This window comes from Janthinobacterium sp. 67 (assembly GCF_002797895.1).
Lineage (GTDB): Bacteria > Pseudomonadota > Gammaproteobacteria > Burkholderiales > Burkholderiaceae_D > Janthinobacterium.
In genome coordinates this window covers 5,354,792-5,373,940 of record NZ_PGES01000001.1, presented here as the reverse complement: position 1 = coordinate 5,373,940, position 19,149 = coordinate 5,354,792, and the positions used below count along the sequence as shown (strand labels likewise).

The 19,149-nt window shown below is 53.2% G+C and carries 14 protein-coding genes and 1 tRNA gene; 6 read left to right on the top strand and 9 right to left on the bottom strand.

Annotated elements, in window-relative coordinates:
- Positions 1 to 102 precede the first annotated feature (102 nt).
- The 3 genes from CLU90_RS24040 (at position 103) to CLU90_RS24030 (ending at position 3,855) form a co-directional block, all read left to right on the top strand.
- Positions 103 to 1,407, top strand: a complete 1,305-nt coding sequence (locus tag CLU90_RS24040; RefSeq protein ID WP_092716058.1) for an MFS transporter — start codon at positions 103 to 105, stop codon at positions 1,405 to 1,407.
- Positions 1,408 to 1,737: 330 nt separating this feature from the next.
- Positions 1,738 to 3,318, top strand: a complete 1,581-nt coding sequence (locus CLU90_RS24035) for an isocitrate lyase (protein WP_092716056.1) — start codon at positions 1,738 to 1,740, stop codon at positions 3,316 to 3,318.
- Between the two features lie 351 nt (positions 3,319 to 3,669).
- The gene (locus CLU90_RS24030) at positions 3,670 to 3,855 is read left to right on the top strand and encodes a type II toxin-antitoxin system HicB family antitoxin (protein WP_232731319.1); all 186 of its coding nucleotides are present in this window, start codon (positions 3,670 to 3,672) and stop codon (positions 3,853 to 3,855) included.
- Positions 3,856 to 3,900: 45 nt separating this feature from the next.
- On the opposite strand, the gene CLU90_RS24025 is transcribed toward CLU90_RS24030, so the two are convergent.
- Positions 3,901 to 4,335 (bottom strand): STY0301 family protein, encoded by a 435-nt coding sequence (locus CLU90_RS24025; protein WP_100429056.1) that lies wholly within the window; start codon positions 4,333 to 4,335, stop codon positions 3,901 to 3,903.
- 10 nt (positions 4,336 to 4,345) lie between these two features.
- Positions 4,346 to 4,732, bottom strand: coding sequence for a BPSL0067 family protein (locus tag CLU90_RS24020; RefSeq protein ID WP_100429055.1), 387 nt, complete (start codon positions 4,730 to 4,732; stop codon positions 4,346 to 4,348).
- 1,030 nt (positions 4,733 to 5,762) lie between these two features.
- Here CLU90_RS24020 and CLU90_RS24010 point away from each other — a divergent pair.
- From CLU90_RS24010 to drt2, 3 genes are all read left to right on the top strand, one after another.
- Positions 5,763 to 6,584 carry a sce7726 family protein gene (locus tag CLU90_RS24010; protein WP_232731318.1) on the top strand — a complete coding sequence of 274 codons (822 nt, stop codon included), beginning with the start codon at positions 5,763 to 5,765 and terminating at the stop codon, positions 6,582 to 6,584.
- Between the two features lie 47 nt (positions 6,585 to 6,631).
- Positions 6,632 to 7,582, top strand: a complete 951-nt coding sequence (locus CLU90_RS29445; RefSeq protein ID WP_157808889.1) for a sce7725 family protein — start codon at positions 6,632 to 6,634, stop codon at positions 7,580 to 7,582.
- 1,015 nt (positions 7,583 to 8,597) lie between these two features.
- Entirely contained in the window at positions 8,598 to 9,890 is a 1,293-nt protein-coding gene (drt2, locus tag CLU90_RS24000) for an antiviral reverse transcriptase Drt2 (RefSeq protein WP_100429051.1), read from the top strand.
- Positions 9,891 to 10,249: 359 nt separating this feature from the next.
- On the opposite strand, the gene CLU90_RS29440 is transcribed toward drt2, so the two are convergent.
- From CLU90_RS29440 to acs, 7 genes are all read right to left on the bottom strand, one after another.
- The gene (locus CLU90_RS29440) at positions 10,250 to 10,951 is read right to left on the bottom strand and encodes a hypothetical protein (RefSeq protein WP_157808888.1); all 702 of its coding nucleotides are present in this window, start codon (positions 10,949 to 10,951) and stop codon (positions 10,250 to 10,252) included.
- Entirely contained in the window at positions 10,944 to 11,825 is an 882-nt protein-coding gene (locus tag CLU90_RS29435) for a hypothetical protein (RefSeq protein WP_157808887.1), read from the bottom strand. Before CLU90_RS29435 ends, CLU90_RS29440 begins: the two co-directional genes overlap by 8 nt.
- An 886-nt stretch (positions 11,826 to 12,711) precedes the next feature.
- Entirely contained in the window at positions 12,712 to 12,912 is a 201-nt protein-coding gene (locus CLU90_RS23990; protein WP_100429049.1) for a helix-turn-helix transcriptional regulator, read from the bottom strand.
- A 136-nt stretch (positions 12,913 to 13,048) separates the two neighbouring features.
- A complete protein-coding gene (locus tag CLU90_RS23985; RefSeq protein WP_100429048.1) occupies positions 13,049 to 13,915 on the bottom strand; it encodes a phage integrase N-terminal domain-containing protein in 867 nt (288 codons plus the stop codon).
- Positions 13,916 to 15,031: 1,116 nt separating this feature from the next.
- On the bottom strand, positions 15,032 to 16,342 hold the full coding sequence (locus tag CLU90_RS23980) for a tyrosine-type recombinase/integrase (protein ID WP_100429047.1): 1,311 nt from the start codon (positions 16,340 to 16,342) through the stop codon (positions 15,032 to 15,034).
- A gap of 231 nt (positions 16,343 to 16,573) precedes the next feature.
- Positions 16,574 to 16,664 (bottom strand) — tRNA-Ser (locus CLU90_RS23975).
- A 203-nt stretch (positions 16,665 to 16,867) separates the two neighbouring features.
- Positions 16,868 to 18,874, bottom strand: a complete 2,007-nt coding sequence (gene acs / locus CLU90_RS23970) for an acetate--CoA ligase (RefSeq protein ID WP_100429046.1) — start codon at positions 18,872 to 18,874, stop codon at positions 16,868 to 16,870.
- Between the last annotated feature and the right edge of the window lie 275 nt (positions 18,875 to 19,149).

Genomic DNA, 19,149 nt, shown 5'->3' with positions numbered 1-19,149 from the left:
AGCACAGCTGAGGCTGCTCCCCCTACGTGCCGCATTTACTCACGCGACGGAAATGCGTATGCTAGCTCTGGCAATCTCCGATAACACACAAGAACGAGACACATGCCTACTTCCAACACCGCCGCAATCAACGCCGCTAGCCGTCCCCTCACCCAACAAGACTACAAAACCCTGTCGCTGGCCGCCTTGGGTGGCGCGCTGGAATTCTACGACTTCATCATCTTCGTCTTCTTTGCCAACGCCATCGGCCAGTTGTTCTTCCCGCCGGAAATGCCGGAATGGCTGCGCTTGCTGCAAACCTTCGGCATCTTTGCCGCCGGCTACGTCGTGCGTCCGCTGGGCGGCATCGTCATGGCCCACTTCGGCGACTTGCTGGGCCGAAAGCGCATGTTTACTCTCTCCATCCTGATGATGGCCGTGCCGACATTGCTGATCGGCCTGCTGCCAACGTATGCCACCATCGGCCTGGCCGCCCCGCTGCTGTTGCTCTTGATGCGCATCTTCCAGGGCGCGGCCGTGGGCGGCGAAGTGCCGGGCGCCTGGGTGTTTGTGTCCGAACACGTGCCGAGCCGCTACACGGGCTTTGCCTGCGGCGTGCTGACGGCCGGCCTGACGGTCGGCATCCTGCTCGGCTCGCTCGTCGCGACGGGCTTGAACACCGTCTACACGCCGGCAGAAATCACCGATGGCGCCTGGCGCTATCCATTCCTGCTGGGCGGCATCTTCGGCTTCGGCGCCATGTATCTGCGCCGCTGGCTGCATGAAACGCCGGTGTTTGCGGAAATGCAGCAGCGCAAGGCCCTGGCCACGGAAATGCCCTTGAAATCCGTGCTGCGCAGCCACCGCGGCGCCGTCGTCGTATCGATGCTGCTGACCTGGATGCTGTCGGCCGGCATCGTCGTCGTCATTTTGATGACGCCTGCCCTGCTGCAAAAGATCCACCACATCGCGCCGCGCACCACCCTGGTCGCCAATACCGTGGCGACGCTGTGCCTGGCTTTCGGCTGCATCATCGCCGGCATGCTGGCCGACCGCCTGGGCGGCAAGCGCGTGATCTTCGTCGGCTCCGTGCTGCTGGCCATCAGTACGTATATCTTCTACACCACCGTCGGCAGCCGCCCCGACCTGCTGCTGCCCCTGTACGCGATGACGGGCCTGTTCGTCGGCGTCGTCGGCGCCGTGCCCTACGTGCTGGTGCAAGCGTTCCCGGCCCAGGTACGCTTCTCCGGGCTGTCGTTTTCCTATAACTTGTCGTACGCGATTTTCGGTGGCCTGACGCCCGTGGTCGTGACCCTGATGCTGAAAAACAACGTGCTGGGCCCCGCCTATTATGTGATCGGCGTGTGCGTGGTGGGCATGCTGACGGCGCTGTTCATCAAGGATCAGCGACAGACCGTGGGACGTTAGATCAGCCGCCTGCCGGTCAAGCCACCTTCGGGTGGCTTTTTTTTGGCCCCGATTTGTCGCGCTGCACCAAAATCTGAAAAGGCGTTTCACATCGCGAAACTTCAGACAGCAGACTCAGCCACAAATCCTCTCACTTTTTGAAAATTCATTTCATATCATGAAAATACATAATTAAGCCATTGAAAAACAAGGAATAAATTTAAGTTATATGTCTTATATAAGACTTGAACATCGACACGGATAAGCCTACTATTTAGTCATGCAGTTCGCATCGACACAGCGGCGCACTCGACGATTTTCTCAAACTTAGTTTTTCTTTAGGAGATACACATGTCCCAATATCAAGACGACATCAAGGCTGTTGCCGGTTTGAAAGACCAACAAGGTAGCGCCTGGAACGCCATCAATCCCGAGTCCGCCGCCCGCATGCGCGCCCAGAACAAATTCAAGACGGGCCTGGACATCGCCAAGTACACGGCGAAGATCATGCGCAACGACATGGCCGCCTACGATGCGGACCCATCCAAGTACACCCAATCGCTCGGTTGCTGGCACGGTTTCATCGGTCAACAGAAGATGATCTCGATCAAGAAGCACTTCAACAGCACCGACCGCCGCTACCTCTACCTGTCCGGCTGGATGGTCGCCGCCCTGCGCTCCGAGTTCGGCCCGCTGCCAGACCAGTCGATGCATGAAAAAACCGCCGTCTCCAGCTTGATCCGCGAACTCTACACCTTCCTGCGCCAGGCCGATGCCCGCGAACTGGGCGGCCTGTTCCGCCAGCTGGACGCGGCTCAAGGTGCTGAGAAGCAAGCCATCCAGGCCAAGATCGACGGCCACGTCACCCACGTCGTGCCCATCATCGCCGACATCGACGCCGGTTTCGGCAACGCCGAAGCAACTTACCTGCTGGCAAAACAGTTCATCGAAGCGGGCGCCTGCTGCATCCAGATCGAGAACCAGGTGTCCGACGAAAAACAATGCGGCCACCAGGACGGTAAGGTCACGGTGCCACACGAAGACTTCCTGGCCAAGATCCGCGCCATCCGCTACGCCTTCCTGGAACTGGGCGTGGACGACGGCATCATCGTCGCCCGCACCGATTCGCTGGGCGCCGGCCTGACCAAGCAGATCGCCGTCACCAATGAACCAGGCGACCTGGGCGACCAATACAACTCCTTCCTCGACTGCGAAGAAGTATCGGCCGACGCGCTGGGCAATGGCGACGTCATCATCAAGCGCGAAGGCAAGCTGCTGCGTCCTAAACGCCTTGCAAGCAACCTGTTCCAGTTCCGCGCCGGTTCCGGCGAAGAGCGTTGCGTGCTCGACTGCATCACCTCCTTGCAAAACGGCGCCGACCTGCTGTGGATCGAAACGGAAAAACCGCATATCGCGCAAATCGGCGGCATGGTCAGCGAAATCCGCAAGGTCATCCCGAACGCCAAGCTGGTGTACAACAACAGCCCGTCGTTCAACTGGACCCTGAACTTCCGCCAGCAAATCTTCGACGGCATGAAAGCGGCAGGCAAGGACGTCTCGGCCTATGAGCGCAGCCAGCTGATGAGCGTGGAATACGACCAGACGGAACTGGCGATCGCCGCCGACGAGAAGATCCGCACCTTCCAGGCCGACTCGGCCCGCGAAGCCGGCATCTTCCACCACCTGATCACCCTGCCGACCTACCACACGGCAGCCTTGTCGACGGACAACCTGGCCAAGGAATACTTCGGCGACCAGGGCATGCTGGGCTACGTGGCCGGCGTGCAGCGCAAGGAAATCCGCCAGGGCATCGCCTGCGTGAAACATCAAAACATGTCCGGCTCGGACATCGGCGACGATCACAAGGATTACTTCAGCGGCGAAGCGGCGCTGAAGGCGGCTGGCAAAGACAACACCATGAACCAGTTCTGAGCTTTTGGCTTGACTGTAGAGTGAGGAAGCCCGCTTCGGCGGGCTTTTTTGCGTCTGCGCTACCGGCAGACAGCGGTTCCGTTGTTTTGTAGGTCGGCTTAGCGGAACGCGTAAGCCGACATGCATGGCCACAAGCCCTGATTGGTAGGGTTGCCTATTGAGTGCAAAAAAACGCTTCCACGACTTTTTTGCATTTTTAACTCGTGTATCGCACTGACTATGCTGAAATACACGCTCAACTCAATCACCGGGAGCAGCCATGCATATCCCCCTTGCCATTTTCAAAGATACCGCTAGCGTGTACGGCGTGAACGTCCCCGACATCCAAGGCGTCCACTCGTGGGAGATAGCGTGGAAGACGCGCTCAGCAACGTCCTGACCGCCATCACCAGCCACATCGAGACATTGCTGGAATTGGGCGAGCCCATGGAAATCACGCAAAGCAAGATTGTAGCCCTGCAGGCAAATCCCGAGCATGCGGGAGGGATGTGGGCATTGGTGCACCTCGACCTTGAAACACTCGACAGTAAATCGTGAGGAAGCCTGCAGCTGCACCAAACGATAGGCCGGTACCAAAATCACTTAACGACAATCAATATCGATCTCGTTCTGCCCGGCCTTGCTGCCTTTCCTGTAGGTGAATTCGCAAACGCTGACACTGTCGTCCAGTCTCCTCGACAGCGTTACTTCACCATGCACGCCGTAGCTGCATTGCAGCCACTTGCCGTCCGGATAGCGGCCATCCAGACGGTAGCTGAGCGTCGTTTTCCCTTTCCTCTTGCGCTCCCCGCTGGGCACCAGTTGCCCCCTGCGCTCCGGTGCACCATCGATCGGCGCTGCGGCACTCAGATAAAGGGGGCCGTCGATGTACGGTGTCCAGCCGGACGGTACGGCAGCCAGGCTGATCGATGTAGCAGGCACGCTCGTCGGGCAAGCGAGCGAGGTGGTCGCCGCAGCCTGCGTGAACAGCGGGAAAATGCAGCAGGCGGCGCCGGTCAACAAACGTTTATGGTGCATGGGCACTCCGCTATTCAATGACGAAAAAAGCGTCGGCATTGTTGCTGGGATCGATATGCAAGCCATTCTTGTACTGGCCTTTGGAGCGCAAGGTTCGAGAAGTCACGATGCCCAAGCGCTTGCCTGTCCACTGATCCATGACGAGGATACCGTCCAGGGTCTGCCCCATATACAGGGCCGCGTGATTGCCTTGCGGATGATTCGCATACTTGCCGTTGATGAACGTGGCAATGGCCGTGCCCTTGCGCAGTAGCCGATTTCCCAGCACGGCCTCCCCTTGCTTCCAGGCCAGTGTGGCAGGCGCGCCCGCGTAGCGGCGGACCAGCGCGACGCATTGATGATTGCCCACCATGGTGGTTTTTTCCAGGTCGTCGACTTTGGTGTAGGTGTAGGGCATGGGGCTCTCCGGGGTTGGTGGGAGAGGCTTACGATACATTGGGGAAACTATGGGGGGATTGAGGAGGGACAAGGTTTGCGGGGGCTTGGGGCGTTCGGGGGGGGCTGGGATGCTCCGCAGATGCCGAGTACTGCTCAAAAATGGGAGAGGGGGATTCCTATCAACGCCGCTATCCTCACTAGATACGCGAGGCGCCACAATCAGATTTTTCCATACCCCAAAACGTGCCCCTTCGCCGTTAAGTTATCGGCTCAGCACAGACAACACGATGTCTCACCGACGTTACTCCTTTTTGCTTCCAGCCGGCCTAACGGCAATCCTTTTGTGCGCTAGTCGTAGATTTTATGCGCCGACTTCGCTCAGCGAGCTCGGCATTCAGCCGCCAACGGTGCGGCACGAGAAGCGCATTTGAGGCTGATCCCGGCCGCGAACGCAATTTTTTGCATCTGGTAGTACCTTGGACAAAACGCGTGCGTGTTTCAGCAGAATCTCAGCGGCCTGCAGATATGCAAAACGCGCCATCGTTGTAGAGCTCCACTCCGGCAAGCACGCCACTGCCCTCGGAAGTCTGCGTCACATGCGGTTCGCTGAAGCGCGGCTTGATGCGAAGCTCCTTTTGAATTGACGCTCCCCACCACCCAACGCTTTCGTTCTGGCTCAGGCCCTGGTCATTCATCGGTAGTAAGCGCTGTTTTGGGCGGCTACCATGATCCTTGATCCAGCGCGCGTATCCATGGCCGATCGCGCCGATTATGTCGATATTTCCACCGTCACATCAAAGCTCCCACGTCTATCCTCCTTTTTAGTTTTACGTTAAATTGGTCGAGAAGTCAGAACTTGCTCGCCGCACGGTCATCACTGGCAATAATGAAATTCAATCTCAGTGACTGTTAGAATACTGACTGTTTACTCAGGGATTGCCAGATTTTCGGCCTACCCTTCACAAGAAACTCACTAGAACTACACGACACCCACCATGCCAACTGCGCTTGACTCGCTCCGTCTACTATCTCGAGCCTATACGAGGCCCATGTTTGCTGAACTTGCACGCACGGGGGACACCGAGCCTGTCTTGAAACTGCTGCTTGCTCATGGTCAGATCGAGCAATACATGGGCACGCTTCGTCTTGCGGAGCTGTTCAACTTGGGATGGACGCGCTTGGCCACTAACTATCGCAATGAGTATGTTTACAAGAACGAGCTGGCGACCCGCCTTGTATTCAAACGCCATAGTCCCCGCACTGCTGGCTTCCAGACGGAACTTAGAGTAAGAGGTTCGATCGCCGACGTCGTCATTGCAAATGGCACGACAACAGCTTACGAAATAAAGACTGAGTTCGATAGCTGTAGACGTCTTGCGTCTCAGACGAACGACTACCTCATGGCGTTTGACAAGGTATACGTTGTCACGCATCCAGCCCACATCGTACGTTACGAACGAGAACTCGATAGCCGCGTCGGCTTGATGATCCTCTCTGATCAACATGCATTGACTCCCTATCGCGAAGCAAGTTCGAATATCGATAATATTGACCCACTAACGATTTTTCGTTGTATGCGACGGGCAGAGTACCTAAGTGCCATCAAATCGACTATAGGAGCGGTACCGATTATGCCAAACGGACTAATTGGTGCATATTGTGAAACATTATTCAAACAACTATCCAAGGAACAAGCGCACAGATGCTTTGTTAAAGCGATTAAAGCTCGTACAACGGACAAATCTAATGTAGACTTTGTTTCTAAATTGCCATCGTCGTTACGCGCTTTGGGATATGCAACGCCGCTCTCCGGACGTCAACGCATTTCGGTTTTGGACTCTCTGTCAAAACCGGTTTACCTGTCCAATTAAAGTTCGAATATTCGGTGATGATTACTTACCTTTACCGGAGACAGTTAATGTATTTTCCATACGTTTTTGGGCGCGCGTCGGAATTACTCGCCATTCGCAGCAGTAGCGTCAACTATTTGTCTTCAGGGCTAGTAATCCCCATCGTCGAGCCAATTGTCACGAAACCAGCAGCGCTAGTTAAGGCTATCGAAGAAATTGGTCAGCGCGATCAAAAAGCAATCGTCATCACAAACCCATCGCAAGGTGAATTGAAAGGTGGTCCGGGTCCTGCATGGGTCGCAGCTGTAGATGCTGCTGTTACTGCTCATGCAAGCATCATCCCAGGTTACTTGTGTCGCGCAGGTGTTACTCACGCAGAGGTAGTTGCATTTCTAGCGAAACATTCTCAGCGCGAAGTCGCACTTCTATATTTGAACACTGGGCTTCCTGATGCAGTGATCCAATCCCTAGCACTTGTCCCAAACGTCTCGTATCACATTACGCTCCAAGGAAAAATTCCAACCTCACAGCTCTCATTGCTACCACAAGCAAAGAGTGTTCATATTTTCGATCATTTCATCAAACAGCCGCGAAATGCGGACTACGTCGGCAAGGAGCATTTTACCGACCGCCATAAATCGTATACTGAATACGGTGCGGGATTTGGCGACTACACCATCACAGGTTGCGAGGTACAAATGGGCGGCGGGCCACCAGGCGCGGTAGCCGTTCACATTACGTACAGAAGCCAGGCAGACGGTAATCTCTGGGTCCAGCACTTTGTGTCCGACGATACCGAAATCGGCGTGGGCACGACCGAGGGAAAATTTTTGCAGGCTATATCAAAATTCGCAGCAGAGTACCACGCCCGCGGAGCAGAATTCGGCGTTAACTCCGCCATTCATGACTACCTGCACAACCACAACAACTCACACTATCCTGGTCTCGGTAAAAATAAAGAACGACAAATTCAACATCACATCGCTCGCGTACATGATTTTTTACTAACCGGAATATAATTTAGCTTTAGAATTTCAATTTTTTATTACTTTGACGTCATTATGCAATTTAAATTAAACATGACGACTAACTATATGACAGCATCAATGATCCGGCCCTCATGCCTAAGGATAGCGCCTATGGCTATGTTAGGGCCGGCATCATGAGCGGCGTGCAATTTAGCTCTTAGACATGTAAGCGATTGCAATTTTAACGATAAGTGCGTCTGGTCTTATTGAATTGCGTAAGGGAATTTTTCATTCCGATAGTGAGCTACACACCTGCATCTGTGCCTTTCCGAGACCTCACACGTACGTAAGTCACTGTGTTTCGTGACATGGCAAGCGCTTCCCTTGACGTAGAAATCCGGGTTGGCATACCAAATACTCGCTTGAGCAAGCCGCACTTGAACCGCTTCCACCATAATGTGGGGCGCGGAAACTTTCAGCTGAAACGCTGAACAGGATCACCAATCAATGAGCTCGTGCTCACCATGCTCCGTCATGAACACATCTGTTACAGCCTCGCCATTACCGCAAATGATCTTAAAGCACGTTGAGCTTTCAACATTGGTCGCTGTGTCTATGAATCTCGTGGCCGACTCAGGCTAGCAGCACAGTCAAATCTGCGTAATTTATCTGCAGGAAGGCACTCTTTGATGAAAAACTGAATTGCTCAGCAATGGCGCGAGCGAATCTTTAGAACAACAAAACCATGAAAAATATCAGCAGTGGACATTCTTCAAATACAATTGTGATATAGTCAAGCTGCTCTATACAAAGGTGTAGAGGGATTTCACATGATGTCAAGCCCGCTGAAGCCCGCAACATGGCCTGAAAGCACAATCGACAGCACAATCTGGACAATGAGTTTCATTATTGCCTCCATGATTACATGGTAATACATTTCTAATATTCGTGGCTCGGCCTGACGTTATCAGGTGAAATAGTTGGAGAAAGACCGCTGGCCTAATCCGGAAGGGTGGCTCATAGATCGCCACCATCTCTCACCTTTCCGGTTTGCTAGACTTTTCATATGCAGAAACCAAAACATCCATGGTTCCGTCGACGAGGATACCCTCATTTCGACCATCCAATCAGCTTTCGCGAAGCGAAACGCATCGTAAAAAATCCACTTCAGGTGGCTCAACATAGTTTTTATCCCTTTGTCGAATTCACCATTAATACATTTAAAGTAAAACGCAATAAAATTACTGATAAAGTTGAACGAGTTGAAAAAATACGTCCAATAGCGTATGCATCACATGTCGATTGCCATATTTATTCCTACTATTCGTTTATTCTATCTAAAATTTATGAATCCTGGATTAGGTCAAGCGGCCTGAATGAATGCATTCTTGCTTTTCGCTCGAAAGGAAAAAGTAATGTTGAATTTGCTAAAGATGCATTCGACGCCATAAAAAAAATGGGAAATTGTCACGTCGTAGCATTAGATATAACTGGCTTCTTCGACAATCTTGATCATAAAATTTTAAAGCTTGAATGGGCAAATCTAATAGACGAGAGAAATTTACCAGCGGATCATTATGCGGTATTTAAATCCCTAACAAAATTCGCAACTGTAAATCAAATAAAATTATATGAATCACTTGGAATTTCAAGCAACAATAAAAAATCCAATCCGAAGCGACTTTGCACACCTCTAGAATTTCGGACAGTTATTCGATCAAAAGAAAAAATCGTAAAAAATAACAAAGGTAGCAAAAAAGGCATCCCCCAAGGATCACCAATAAGTGCATTGCTTTCAAATATATATATGCGGCAGTTTGACAAAGTGCTTTATTCATTTGCCAACTCATGCGCTGGCCATTATTTTAGATATTGCGATGACATTCTATTGGTCGTCCCAACCGAAAAAAGTAGCTATGTGGAAACATTAGCAATTAATGAGATTTCTAAACTTAACCTAGTTATTAATCCAACAAAAACAGATCGAGTGGGATTTCAAATAAATTCTACAGGCGAATTATGCAGCACGAAGCCACTTCAATACCTTGGCTTTCTATTCGATGGTGAAAAGATTATTCTTCGCTCAGCATCACTAGCCCGTTACTCTGAAAAAATGAAGAAGGGTATTAAAATCGCAAAAGCAACAATGCTAAAAAGAAATTTGGCTCGTATCGCGCGCGGTGAGGATGAAAAACCTCTCTTTCGTCACAAAATCAATAAAAGATATTCGCATTTTGGGCGAAGGAATTTTATATCATATGGATATTCTGCCGCTCGAAAAATGGATTCAAATGCAATTCGAAAGCAATTACGCAGACTAACAAAGCGAATGATTAACGAGATTGACCGAAAAAAATAGAAAACACTTTTTATTCATGCTGTTAAATTTCGTACCTGCTTAATTTTTATCCCTGCCTGAAATATCCGCCACATAGAATGAGCATGCATAGAAATGGACGTAAATTTCTCACCTGAATTGCTACTCTCTTCATCGGCATTGTACCGCCATGTGTGGCATGAACAACAATGCAAAGCCGGTGTATGTCGGCCCAGAAGCAAATCCACCATTTAAACACGTGCTAATGCCTTGGCACGATGGAAGCCCATAAAGTTCACAGAAGAGTTTAAGAGGTGAGCAACTGTTTTGCTCATCAATTTGATTGCTGGCCTTCTGCGTTGGCCCCATGACACGCCGAGGGTGCGCATTCGTGGCTATAATTAGGATGTTATTGTTTCAAAGAAAACCAATTCCCCAGTTATAACGCACAGATAAATTTTAAGTGGAAGTACTTTTGCGATTGCGTATCTTACTGAAGAACGGTGCAGAAGTAAGCTGAGCAAGATTGTTCCACATAAAAATAATGTCTCCGTAAAAGACCAAATGAGCGAATCTGCATTTTTATAAGAACAATATACCAAGAAGAGCGTGGAATAAAAAGACACGCTTGCAATCGATGATATCAATTCAGTCGAAATTCTCTTTGCCTTATACTTTCTCAACCTAAGATCAATCTCATTTTTAAAAGAATTCTGAATTGCATTTTTTTGAATTTCGGAGAGAGTAGAAACTCTACTAGCAGCTGCGCTTTGCCAGGAAATAAGCACGGGACCGAGCCCAGCCTGACGAAGCGAAAAATCAAGCGCCCTCCGTAAAATTAATATATTTAGCAAAGCTAAAGCGAAAGAAATCACTATTGAAAGTAATCCAACTTCCCAAAACCGCCCGGCATCTAGCCCCAAAGATGACTTTAGATCAATATTTGCAATAGCGGAAAGGAAATTCGGTGATGCACCACTTAGTAAACGATCAGAAATAAGCGACATTAACACTATAAAAACAGCTTGGCTGAGAGGGACAATTCCGAGAATTTCGTCAATATATTGCTCCTTTAATTTCTCGATCTTCCCTTCCTCAGACATGATAGATCTCTAAAAATTGTATATCACCTCCTACGGGATCATAGGAAGAAAATTCAATAACGGGGGCTGCAATTATTTTTATTGGCTCGTCGGAGTTCAGAAGAGGAACCAGTCGACTAAAATCTTCTTTATGAGCTATGTGTATGATTACAGTTTTTTGATTTGATACATTTATAAATTTACCGCGAAAATTTCGTACTTTATCAGTAGGACCACGATCTAATTCGCGGATAGTCCCCTCATAAACAACTGGCGCACCTAGCTGCTTTAAAGAAATAATTTTTTTGAAACGCTTCGCCGCATCTGAATCGAATTCAAAAGTTTGAACCGGATCGTCGTCGGATTCCTTCATAACAAGCTTCATTAGTCCACCAGGTTCACGTGCGACAGGAGTTAACATTTGCCCAAACTCTTTATTAATCGAGCGGTCGCCATAAGTTCGCTTAATTAGCGGCATGTCATGCGTATCAAGCTCTTCGTAAGAAACAAGCTTTCCAGCACTTTTCGCCATATCTCGACGTGCCTCAATTTGATGTCCCAACGTATACACCTCTTCGCCAGCTTCCTCAACTGCAATAGCGTAAGGAGTCACAATCGCCCTTTTCATTCGCGCGACAATAGCTCCTGCCTGCTCAGAAAAAAAATCGATAATGTAACTGCCAGCTTGCGGCTGCCCTACGATAAATTCTACATAGTCGTAATGCTGGCGGGGCAAACGCTGGTGCTTCCAAACATCGCCATGCAATACATCTAAACAGGCTCTGTCGGCTGCTGATTGTATCGCCATCATCGATTGAGCCAAATCTCTTAACGCAACCTGATGTTGATTTCGCACTAAAGATCCATCAAACGTCAACTGAATAATCGCAGACATACCAATCCATTTTCAATAGAAGATCGACAACACTAATGCATACTTTGTTTTCGCACAATACATAAGTAAAAAGTTTTTAAAATTGCGGTGAAAATTCTACGTAATATGTAGGTCTGTTGCTATTTCGCAAAAAAAAACAACGCGCAACGCGCATTGCAGCTCGACCGCCGCAAGCACCGCAAGGGGCAGATCTGCCATTTGGACGCGCACTTACCCAAAAGTGAGGTAGATGCCTGCTCGTTCGAAAGTCTAATTTGGGGCGTTACGTAGAGCACGAAGTGCGAATAGGCAGGCGTGAAGTTAGCTAACCGAAGGTTAGCTAACTTCACCTATCCTCCCCCGCTCTGTGCAGCGACTGAACCCTTAAATCATCGGGTAACGCTTCGACCGAACCATTTTTTTGCAGGTACAAGAGTAGATTTACCAGGAATGTAGGCCGAAACTAGCACGGCAGATCAACGGTAATAGACAGCGTCAAAATGGGAACATTTGACATGCATCTGTGCCGACCTTGCTCAATGTCAGCAACAAATTTTCATAGTCTGCTGTACGAGTACTACACGGCAATAGCGTGATTCGCCTCCAATGGTTGCGCCTTTCCGTGCGGACAGAAAAATCTCCTTGTGGTGGCGGGTCGAAACGATTGCTGGCAGGTATTGATGATGCGGCCGCCAGGGTCAGGTGCGCCATTCGGACACAGACTGATACATTGGCCGCCGTAAAAGCATGCTCAGTCGAAACCTAATTTGAACCACGAACGCGCGCCACAGGCGCGCGGGGCTGCCGCGCAGCGGCAGCAGTTGGACGATTCAGAGAGGGCCGGTAGGCCTGCCCCGTGACGTCTTACGAGGTGGGGCGCTCCTATCCAGCCACTATTAACTCCCACTCAAGCGACTCCACTCCTAGCGTCAATACAGCGCTGCTGCCATTGGGCGATTTCCTCAGCGTCCCAAGCGATGGATTTAGGGCCGATGGGAATAGGCGCTGGCAACACACCTGCCTTCACCTTGCGCCAGATGGTGGCGCGGGACCAGCCGGTAGCCTCGATTACCGCAGGTAAGCGGAGGAATTTTTTAGTCGTGGTCATAAGGCACTCCTTCGATTGATGAACAGCAAACAATGGAGAGTCGTGCAGCCTCTCCGCGATAGTTCGGGCAGCGCCAGGGCTGCCCCTTCTGCATCTTTTCTATTCCATGCGCTGCGCCCCTGATACAAGTGGGCGCTCATCTACCTAGATAGATGGAGGTGACCTGTTCACGACCATGCCCCATCTCCACCGAAATCTTCAGCCGCGCGGCGTGATCTACTAATTTTTGTGAAGCATCGAGCTGTCTGGACGTCGTGCCTCCATTGGCTGGACAAGGTCGGCCAGTCAGCTCGGCATAGCGCCGCTGCGCGTACTCATGGCGCAGACCATGCACGCCATGGATGCCAGCCTTGTCGCACTGCGCACGAAAGCGGTTCAACTGATCCCGATACCGCAACTGCGCCGGAATCAAGCTGCCTTTTCCCGCCAGCGCCTTGGCCGCTTCCAGTACGGCGCGCTGCTGCATGGTGGCAATCGGGACCTCCCGGTATTTGCCGCCCTTGGTCCAGCTATCCTGCAAACGCAGGATGTTCCCGCCATCGGCCCATCCCGGCTTGATCTTGATGCTTTCCTCGCGCCGCAAACCAAACGCCGCCTGCAACTGCAGGGACATGCGCGTATACGGATCATTCACGCGGGCGAGCGTGTCGGCGTCGAGCACCTTCGCCTTCGAGACGTTGGTGACAAACACCCGCTCCGCGATGCCGTATTCGCCGTTGGTGCGCGCGATGACGTTCTCCTTGCCGATCTTCTCGGCCCACCAGCGCAAGGCGCTCATGCGATTTTTGATCGTTCCGGTACTGACGCCATCCTGCTTCCACTTGTCGAGCAGCGCCGCCACATGCTTTGGTTTCAGACTGTCCACGCTCATCTGCTGGAAGCCCCGCTCCGCCAGGTCGTTGGCGCACAGGTTTAATAAGCGCTCGCGGTCGGCCTGCGTCGCAAAGCTGCCATCCCGGTTGCGGTGACACAGTTGCTTGAGCTGGTAGTTCAAGTCGCGCATGGCAAAGTCATCCCTTCGATCTTGGGTTTCCACATCGATGCCGCGTGGTGTAATCCTGTCTGGTAAGTGTTTCTGGCCACCCTCACTGCCTCGGCAGAAAAGGTTGAATCAACGGCCTCGGGACACCACTCCCGTGTATGCGGTTGCTGTTACTGCCTGCCCGCGCCGCATGCGCGTGTGGCACCGCTGCGCGCTCCCGGAGGAAGCCGCCGCAGCGGGGACCAATCACCCAGGGTCCATGGAGTGCACATCGTGCACGGATCAACTTCAACTAATCAGCCCGTAGCGGGCAAAGGACATCGCAGGGCTTGCCTGCGATGCGGGGCGCCTGGCCCCATCACTGAACATCATCACGCGGTGGAATGCCGCTTGCCGCCTGGGCCTATGCCATCGACGGCGTGTCGTCACTGGCAGCACGCCGCCAGTAACGACGCGCGCACGTAGCCATGGCATGTGACGACATACATGCCAGCATCGCACTCGCGGTGACGATACTGGCGGCTCTGAAGCACATGTGCTGGCGGCAGCCGCGATGGCATCGCATCGCTGGCATTTATGCTGACGGTGCGGCTTGCGGCAAAGCCATGCTGTGCTTCATACGGTGCGCTACCTCGTGGGGCATGCGAACCAATCGGGGCAGGAGTCTTGCTCCTGTTTGAGGAAGCGCCCACCGGGGCGCAATCATCCAGGCAATCCGACTTGCGGATTGTGGGATATGAAGACGCTGAAGGCAGCGCTTTATCGTGCCGAGATGTGCATGCTTCTGCATGGCCCGGCAATATATCTAGCAGAAACTGCTAAGTATCATGGTGGCGGGTGACGACCGCAACGCCTATGCCGCTAAGCATAGGGACATGCTCGATGCATGCCCTCGTGGGAGCGATTCCCACATAAGAGAGCTTCATTCTATGCCTGATATCGACGTTTGCAAGTGCTTCGTTTCGTCAAGTGCGCTTTTCGTCGTACACAGATTTGCGACCGGCGCGGAATGGGCTGGTGTTACTGGCATTGACCGGCAGCGTTGCAGCCCGGACAAAGGCTCAAATTGCTAGTTTATGCAATTTTTCCTTGGGGGCAGCTTGCTTGATAAGCGCATCCGTGAGGCGCAGTACATACTTAGACATGGTGCCCTCCTGTTCCGCCATCCCGGCTGAATTCGCCACTGACCAGCGTTAATCTTGGCGCCTGCGGCGGCGCTCCCTTGCCGCTGACGGCATCGATATAGTCGGCCCAATCCTGCATCATCCGGCGCCGCTCCGCCAGGAACTGGGCGCGGTCATAGGCGCTGGCCACCTTATCCTTCGGTGCATGTGCCAGCTGCCGGTCCACGACTTCATGCCGGTAGCCCAGGCGCTCCTTGATGGTGCTCATGGCCAGCGCCCGAAAGCCGTGGCCGGTCATCTTGCCCTTGTATCCCATGCGTCCAAGCGCCACCAGTATCGTGTTATTGCTGATCGGCTTTTCGTGGTCGCGCTGATTCGGGAACAGGTACTTGCTGCGGCCCGTGATCGCGTGCAGTTCGCGCAACAGCTCCAGCGCCTGGCGCGACAGGCAGACGTGATGGTTGGTCATGTCAGGATTGACGGTCAGCTTGCCGCGTTTCATGCGTTGCCATGGAATGATCCACTCGCCGCGCTCCAGGTCAATTTCACTCCAGGGTGTCTCAATCAACTCGCTGGTGCGTACAAAGCACAGCAGCATCAGACGCAGCGCAATGCGGGTCGGCGCGAACATGCGTGCTTCGTTGCGGTCTAGAATGGCCAGAAACTTCGGCAGTTCATCGGTTTCAATGGCGGCGAAGTGTCCGGCACGGACGGTCTTCAACACATCCTTCATATCGGTGACCAGATTGCGCTCTGTGAATCCGCATTGAATCGCGTAGCTGAAAATTGAAGCACATACCGCCTTCTGGCGATGGGCAATTTCGCTTGCGCCGCGCTCCTCGATCTTGCGCAGCGCAGCGATTACATCGAGGTGCTTGAGTTCATCGATGGGCCTGCGGCCAATGGCCGGGAAGATATCTGCCTCCAGCCGTTGCAGGACGTTCTTGGCGGTGCGCTCGCTCCAGGTTGGCACCTTGTTGGCGTGCCACTCGCGGGCGATCTTTTCAAATGTGTTGGCGGCGCGCTCTTTCAACAGTCGTTTGGCATCGTCGCGATGCTTGGCCGGGTCGATCCCTTGCAGCATCAGGCGCCGCGCTGCCAAGCGCTTTTCACGCGCATCCTGCAACGTAATTTCCGGATAAGGACCAAACGTCAGTGCGTTCTCCTTGCCGTTGGCCTGGCGAAACTTCCAGCGCCAGATACGAGACCCGCTCGGCATGACTTCTACGAACAAGCCGCCGCCGTCGGATAGCTTGTATGGTTTATCCTTTGGTTTGGCGTTTTTGACCTGAAGTTCGGACAGCGGTACGATGAGCTTTGCCATGGTGGCCTCCTTCGCAAATGCGTCTGAAACCACTATAGGACAGTTATGCGGGAATGGTAGTCAAGGATGGGGGAATGCGGCCCGACGCCTTCCCTCAAAAAAGTTAGACGTACTGAAACGTCTTGGCACATTTCGAGACGCCGAAAAACGAAAAAACCGCTTAGAATCAAGGCTCTAAGCGGTTTTTGAGGGACTTCCTGAGACGTCCTGATCTTACTTAATTACTATCCGTGGCGGAGAGAGGGGGATTCGAACCCCCGATAGGCTATGAACCTATACACGCTTTCCAGGCGTGCGACTTCAACCACTCATCCACCTCTCCTGCAGGCAATGTGTCTTACTTACATTGCGTACTATTTCTCGCTTGTCGCGAAGCCGCAGATTATAGCAAAGAATCTACGGACTGCCAAAGTTATTTACCGTGGGGTAAAAGTAGCGCTTCTACAGTAACCCCGTAAGGGCTGGGGTCGGACCCGGCGGGTCCGACCCCGGATGTTGGTTTGGGTTTTGGCTACCCAAGCAACATCAGGACGCTTCTTTGAGTTGCTCCAGAATCGCCGGATTCTCCAGGGTCGACACGTCCTGCGTAATCGTCTCGCCCTTGGCCAGCACGCGCAGCAGGCGGCGCATGATTTTGCCGGAGCGGGTTTTTGGCAGGTTGTCGCCGAAGCGGATTTCCTTCGGTTTCGCGATCGGGCCGATTTCCTTGCCGACCCAGTTGCGCAGCTCCAGGGCCAGCTTCTTCGCTTCCTCGCCCGTCGGACGGGCTTGCTTGAGCACCACGAAGGCGCAGATCGATTCGCCTGTCGTGTCGTCCGGACGGCCCACCACTGCCGCCTCGGCCACCAGCGGGTTGGCGACCAGGGCCGATTCGATTTCCATCGTGCCCATGCGGTGGCCCGACACGTTCAGCACGTCATCGATGCGGCCCGTGATCGTGAAGTAGCCGGTGTCCTTGTTGCGGATGGCGCCGTCGCCTGCCAGGTACATCTTGCCGCCCAGTTCTTCCGGGAAATAGCTGGACTTGAAACGCTCGGGGTTGTTCCAGATCGTGCGGATCATCGATGGCCATGGGCGCTTTACCACCAGGATGCCGCCCTGGCCGTTCGGCACGTCCTGGCCCGCTTCATCGACGATGGCGGCCATGATGCCGGGCAATGGCAGGGTGCAGGAACCGGGCACCATCGGCGTCGCGCCAGGCAGCGGAGTGATCATGTGGCCGCCCGTTTCCGTTTGCCAGAAGGTATCGACGATCGGGCATTTCTCGCCGCCGATGTTTTTGTAGTACCACATCCACGCTTCCGGATTGATCGGCTCGCCGACCGTGCCCAGCAGGCGCAAGCTCGTCAGGTCGTAGTTGCTTGGATGGACTTTCGGGTCCACGTCGGCCGCCTTGATCAGCGAACGGATGGCCGTTGGCGCCGTGTAGAAGATGCTGACGTTGTGCTTCTTGATGGTTTCCCAGAAACGGCCCGCGTTCGGGTAGGTCGGGATGCCTTCGAACACCACTTGCGTGGCGCCCACGGCCATCGGGCCATACGCGATGTAGCTGTGGCCCGTCACCCAGCCGATGTCGGCCGTGCACCAGAACACATCGTCCGGTTTGATGTCGAAACTCCACTTCATCGTCAGCGCGGCCCACAGCAGGTAGCCGCCGCTCGAGTGCTGCACGCCCTTCGGCGTGCCCGTCGAGCCGGAGGTGTAGAGAATAAACAATGGATGCTCGGCATCGACCCATTCCGGTTCGCATTGCGCGCTCTGGCCTTCGACCAGCTCGTGCAGCCATGTGTCGCGGCCAGCCACCATCGGCAGGTCGCTGCCCGTGCGTTGGTAGACGATGACGTTTTTCACGGACTCGCAGCCGCCCAGCGCCAGCGCTTCGTCAACGATGGATTTCAGTGGCAGTTTCTTGCCACCGCGCAATTGCTCGTCGCCCGTGATAACGGCCACGGCACCCGCGTCGATGATGCGCTCCTGCAGCGATTTGGCCGAGAAGCCACCGAAGACGACGGAGTGGGTGGCACCGATGCGCGCGCACGCCTGCATGGCGGCCACGCCTTCGACGGACATCGACATATAGATAATGACGCGGTCGCCCTTGGCGATGCCCTTGGATTTCAGGCCATTGGCGAACTTGCAGACTTTTTCGTGCAGTTCTTTATATGTTGCCTTGGTGACGGTGCCGTCGTCCGCTTCGAAGATGATGGCCGTCTTGTCGCCCAGGCCGTTTTCGATGTTGCGGTCCAGGCAGTTGTACGACACGTTCAGCTGGCCGTCTTCGAACCATTTGTAGAATGGGGCGTTGTCTTCGTTCAAGGTGCGGGTAAATGGCTTTTTCCAGCTCAGGTTCTCGCGCGCCAGCTTGGCCCAGAAGCCTTCGTAGTCGCGTTCGGCCTCGGCCACCATGGCGCGGTAAGCGTCCATGCCGGAAATCGTTGCCTGTGCGGCAAATGCTGCCGACGGTTCAAATACGCGTGACTCTTCTGGTCCCTGCTGCTGTGTGCCCTGCCCTTGGTTCTCTGTAGCGCTCATGCTTGTCTCCAGTGTAGTAATTGTTTGCTAACACGATAAGCCCCATGTCTTACGGACGCCTTACATGTCGCGTTTATGCAGCGTTTTACCCCTATCAAGGCTAACCATAAGCGCCTTCGGCAACAGGAGTCAAGGGGACGCCGTACAGTATTTTCGCTGGGAAAATGCACGGTGCGCCGCAGGTTCAATACCACTTGGTGTTTCATCAAACTGCATAATCAGAAGCAAGGCCATGCGCAGTAATCAACAGCAAGTGTAAAATGTCGGGCATGCCA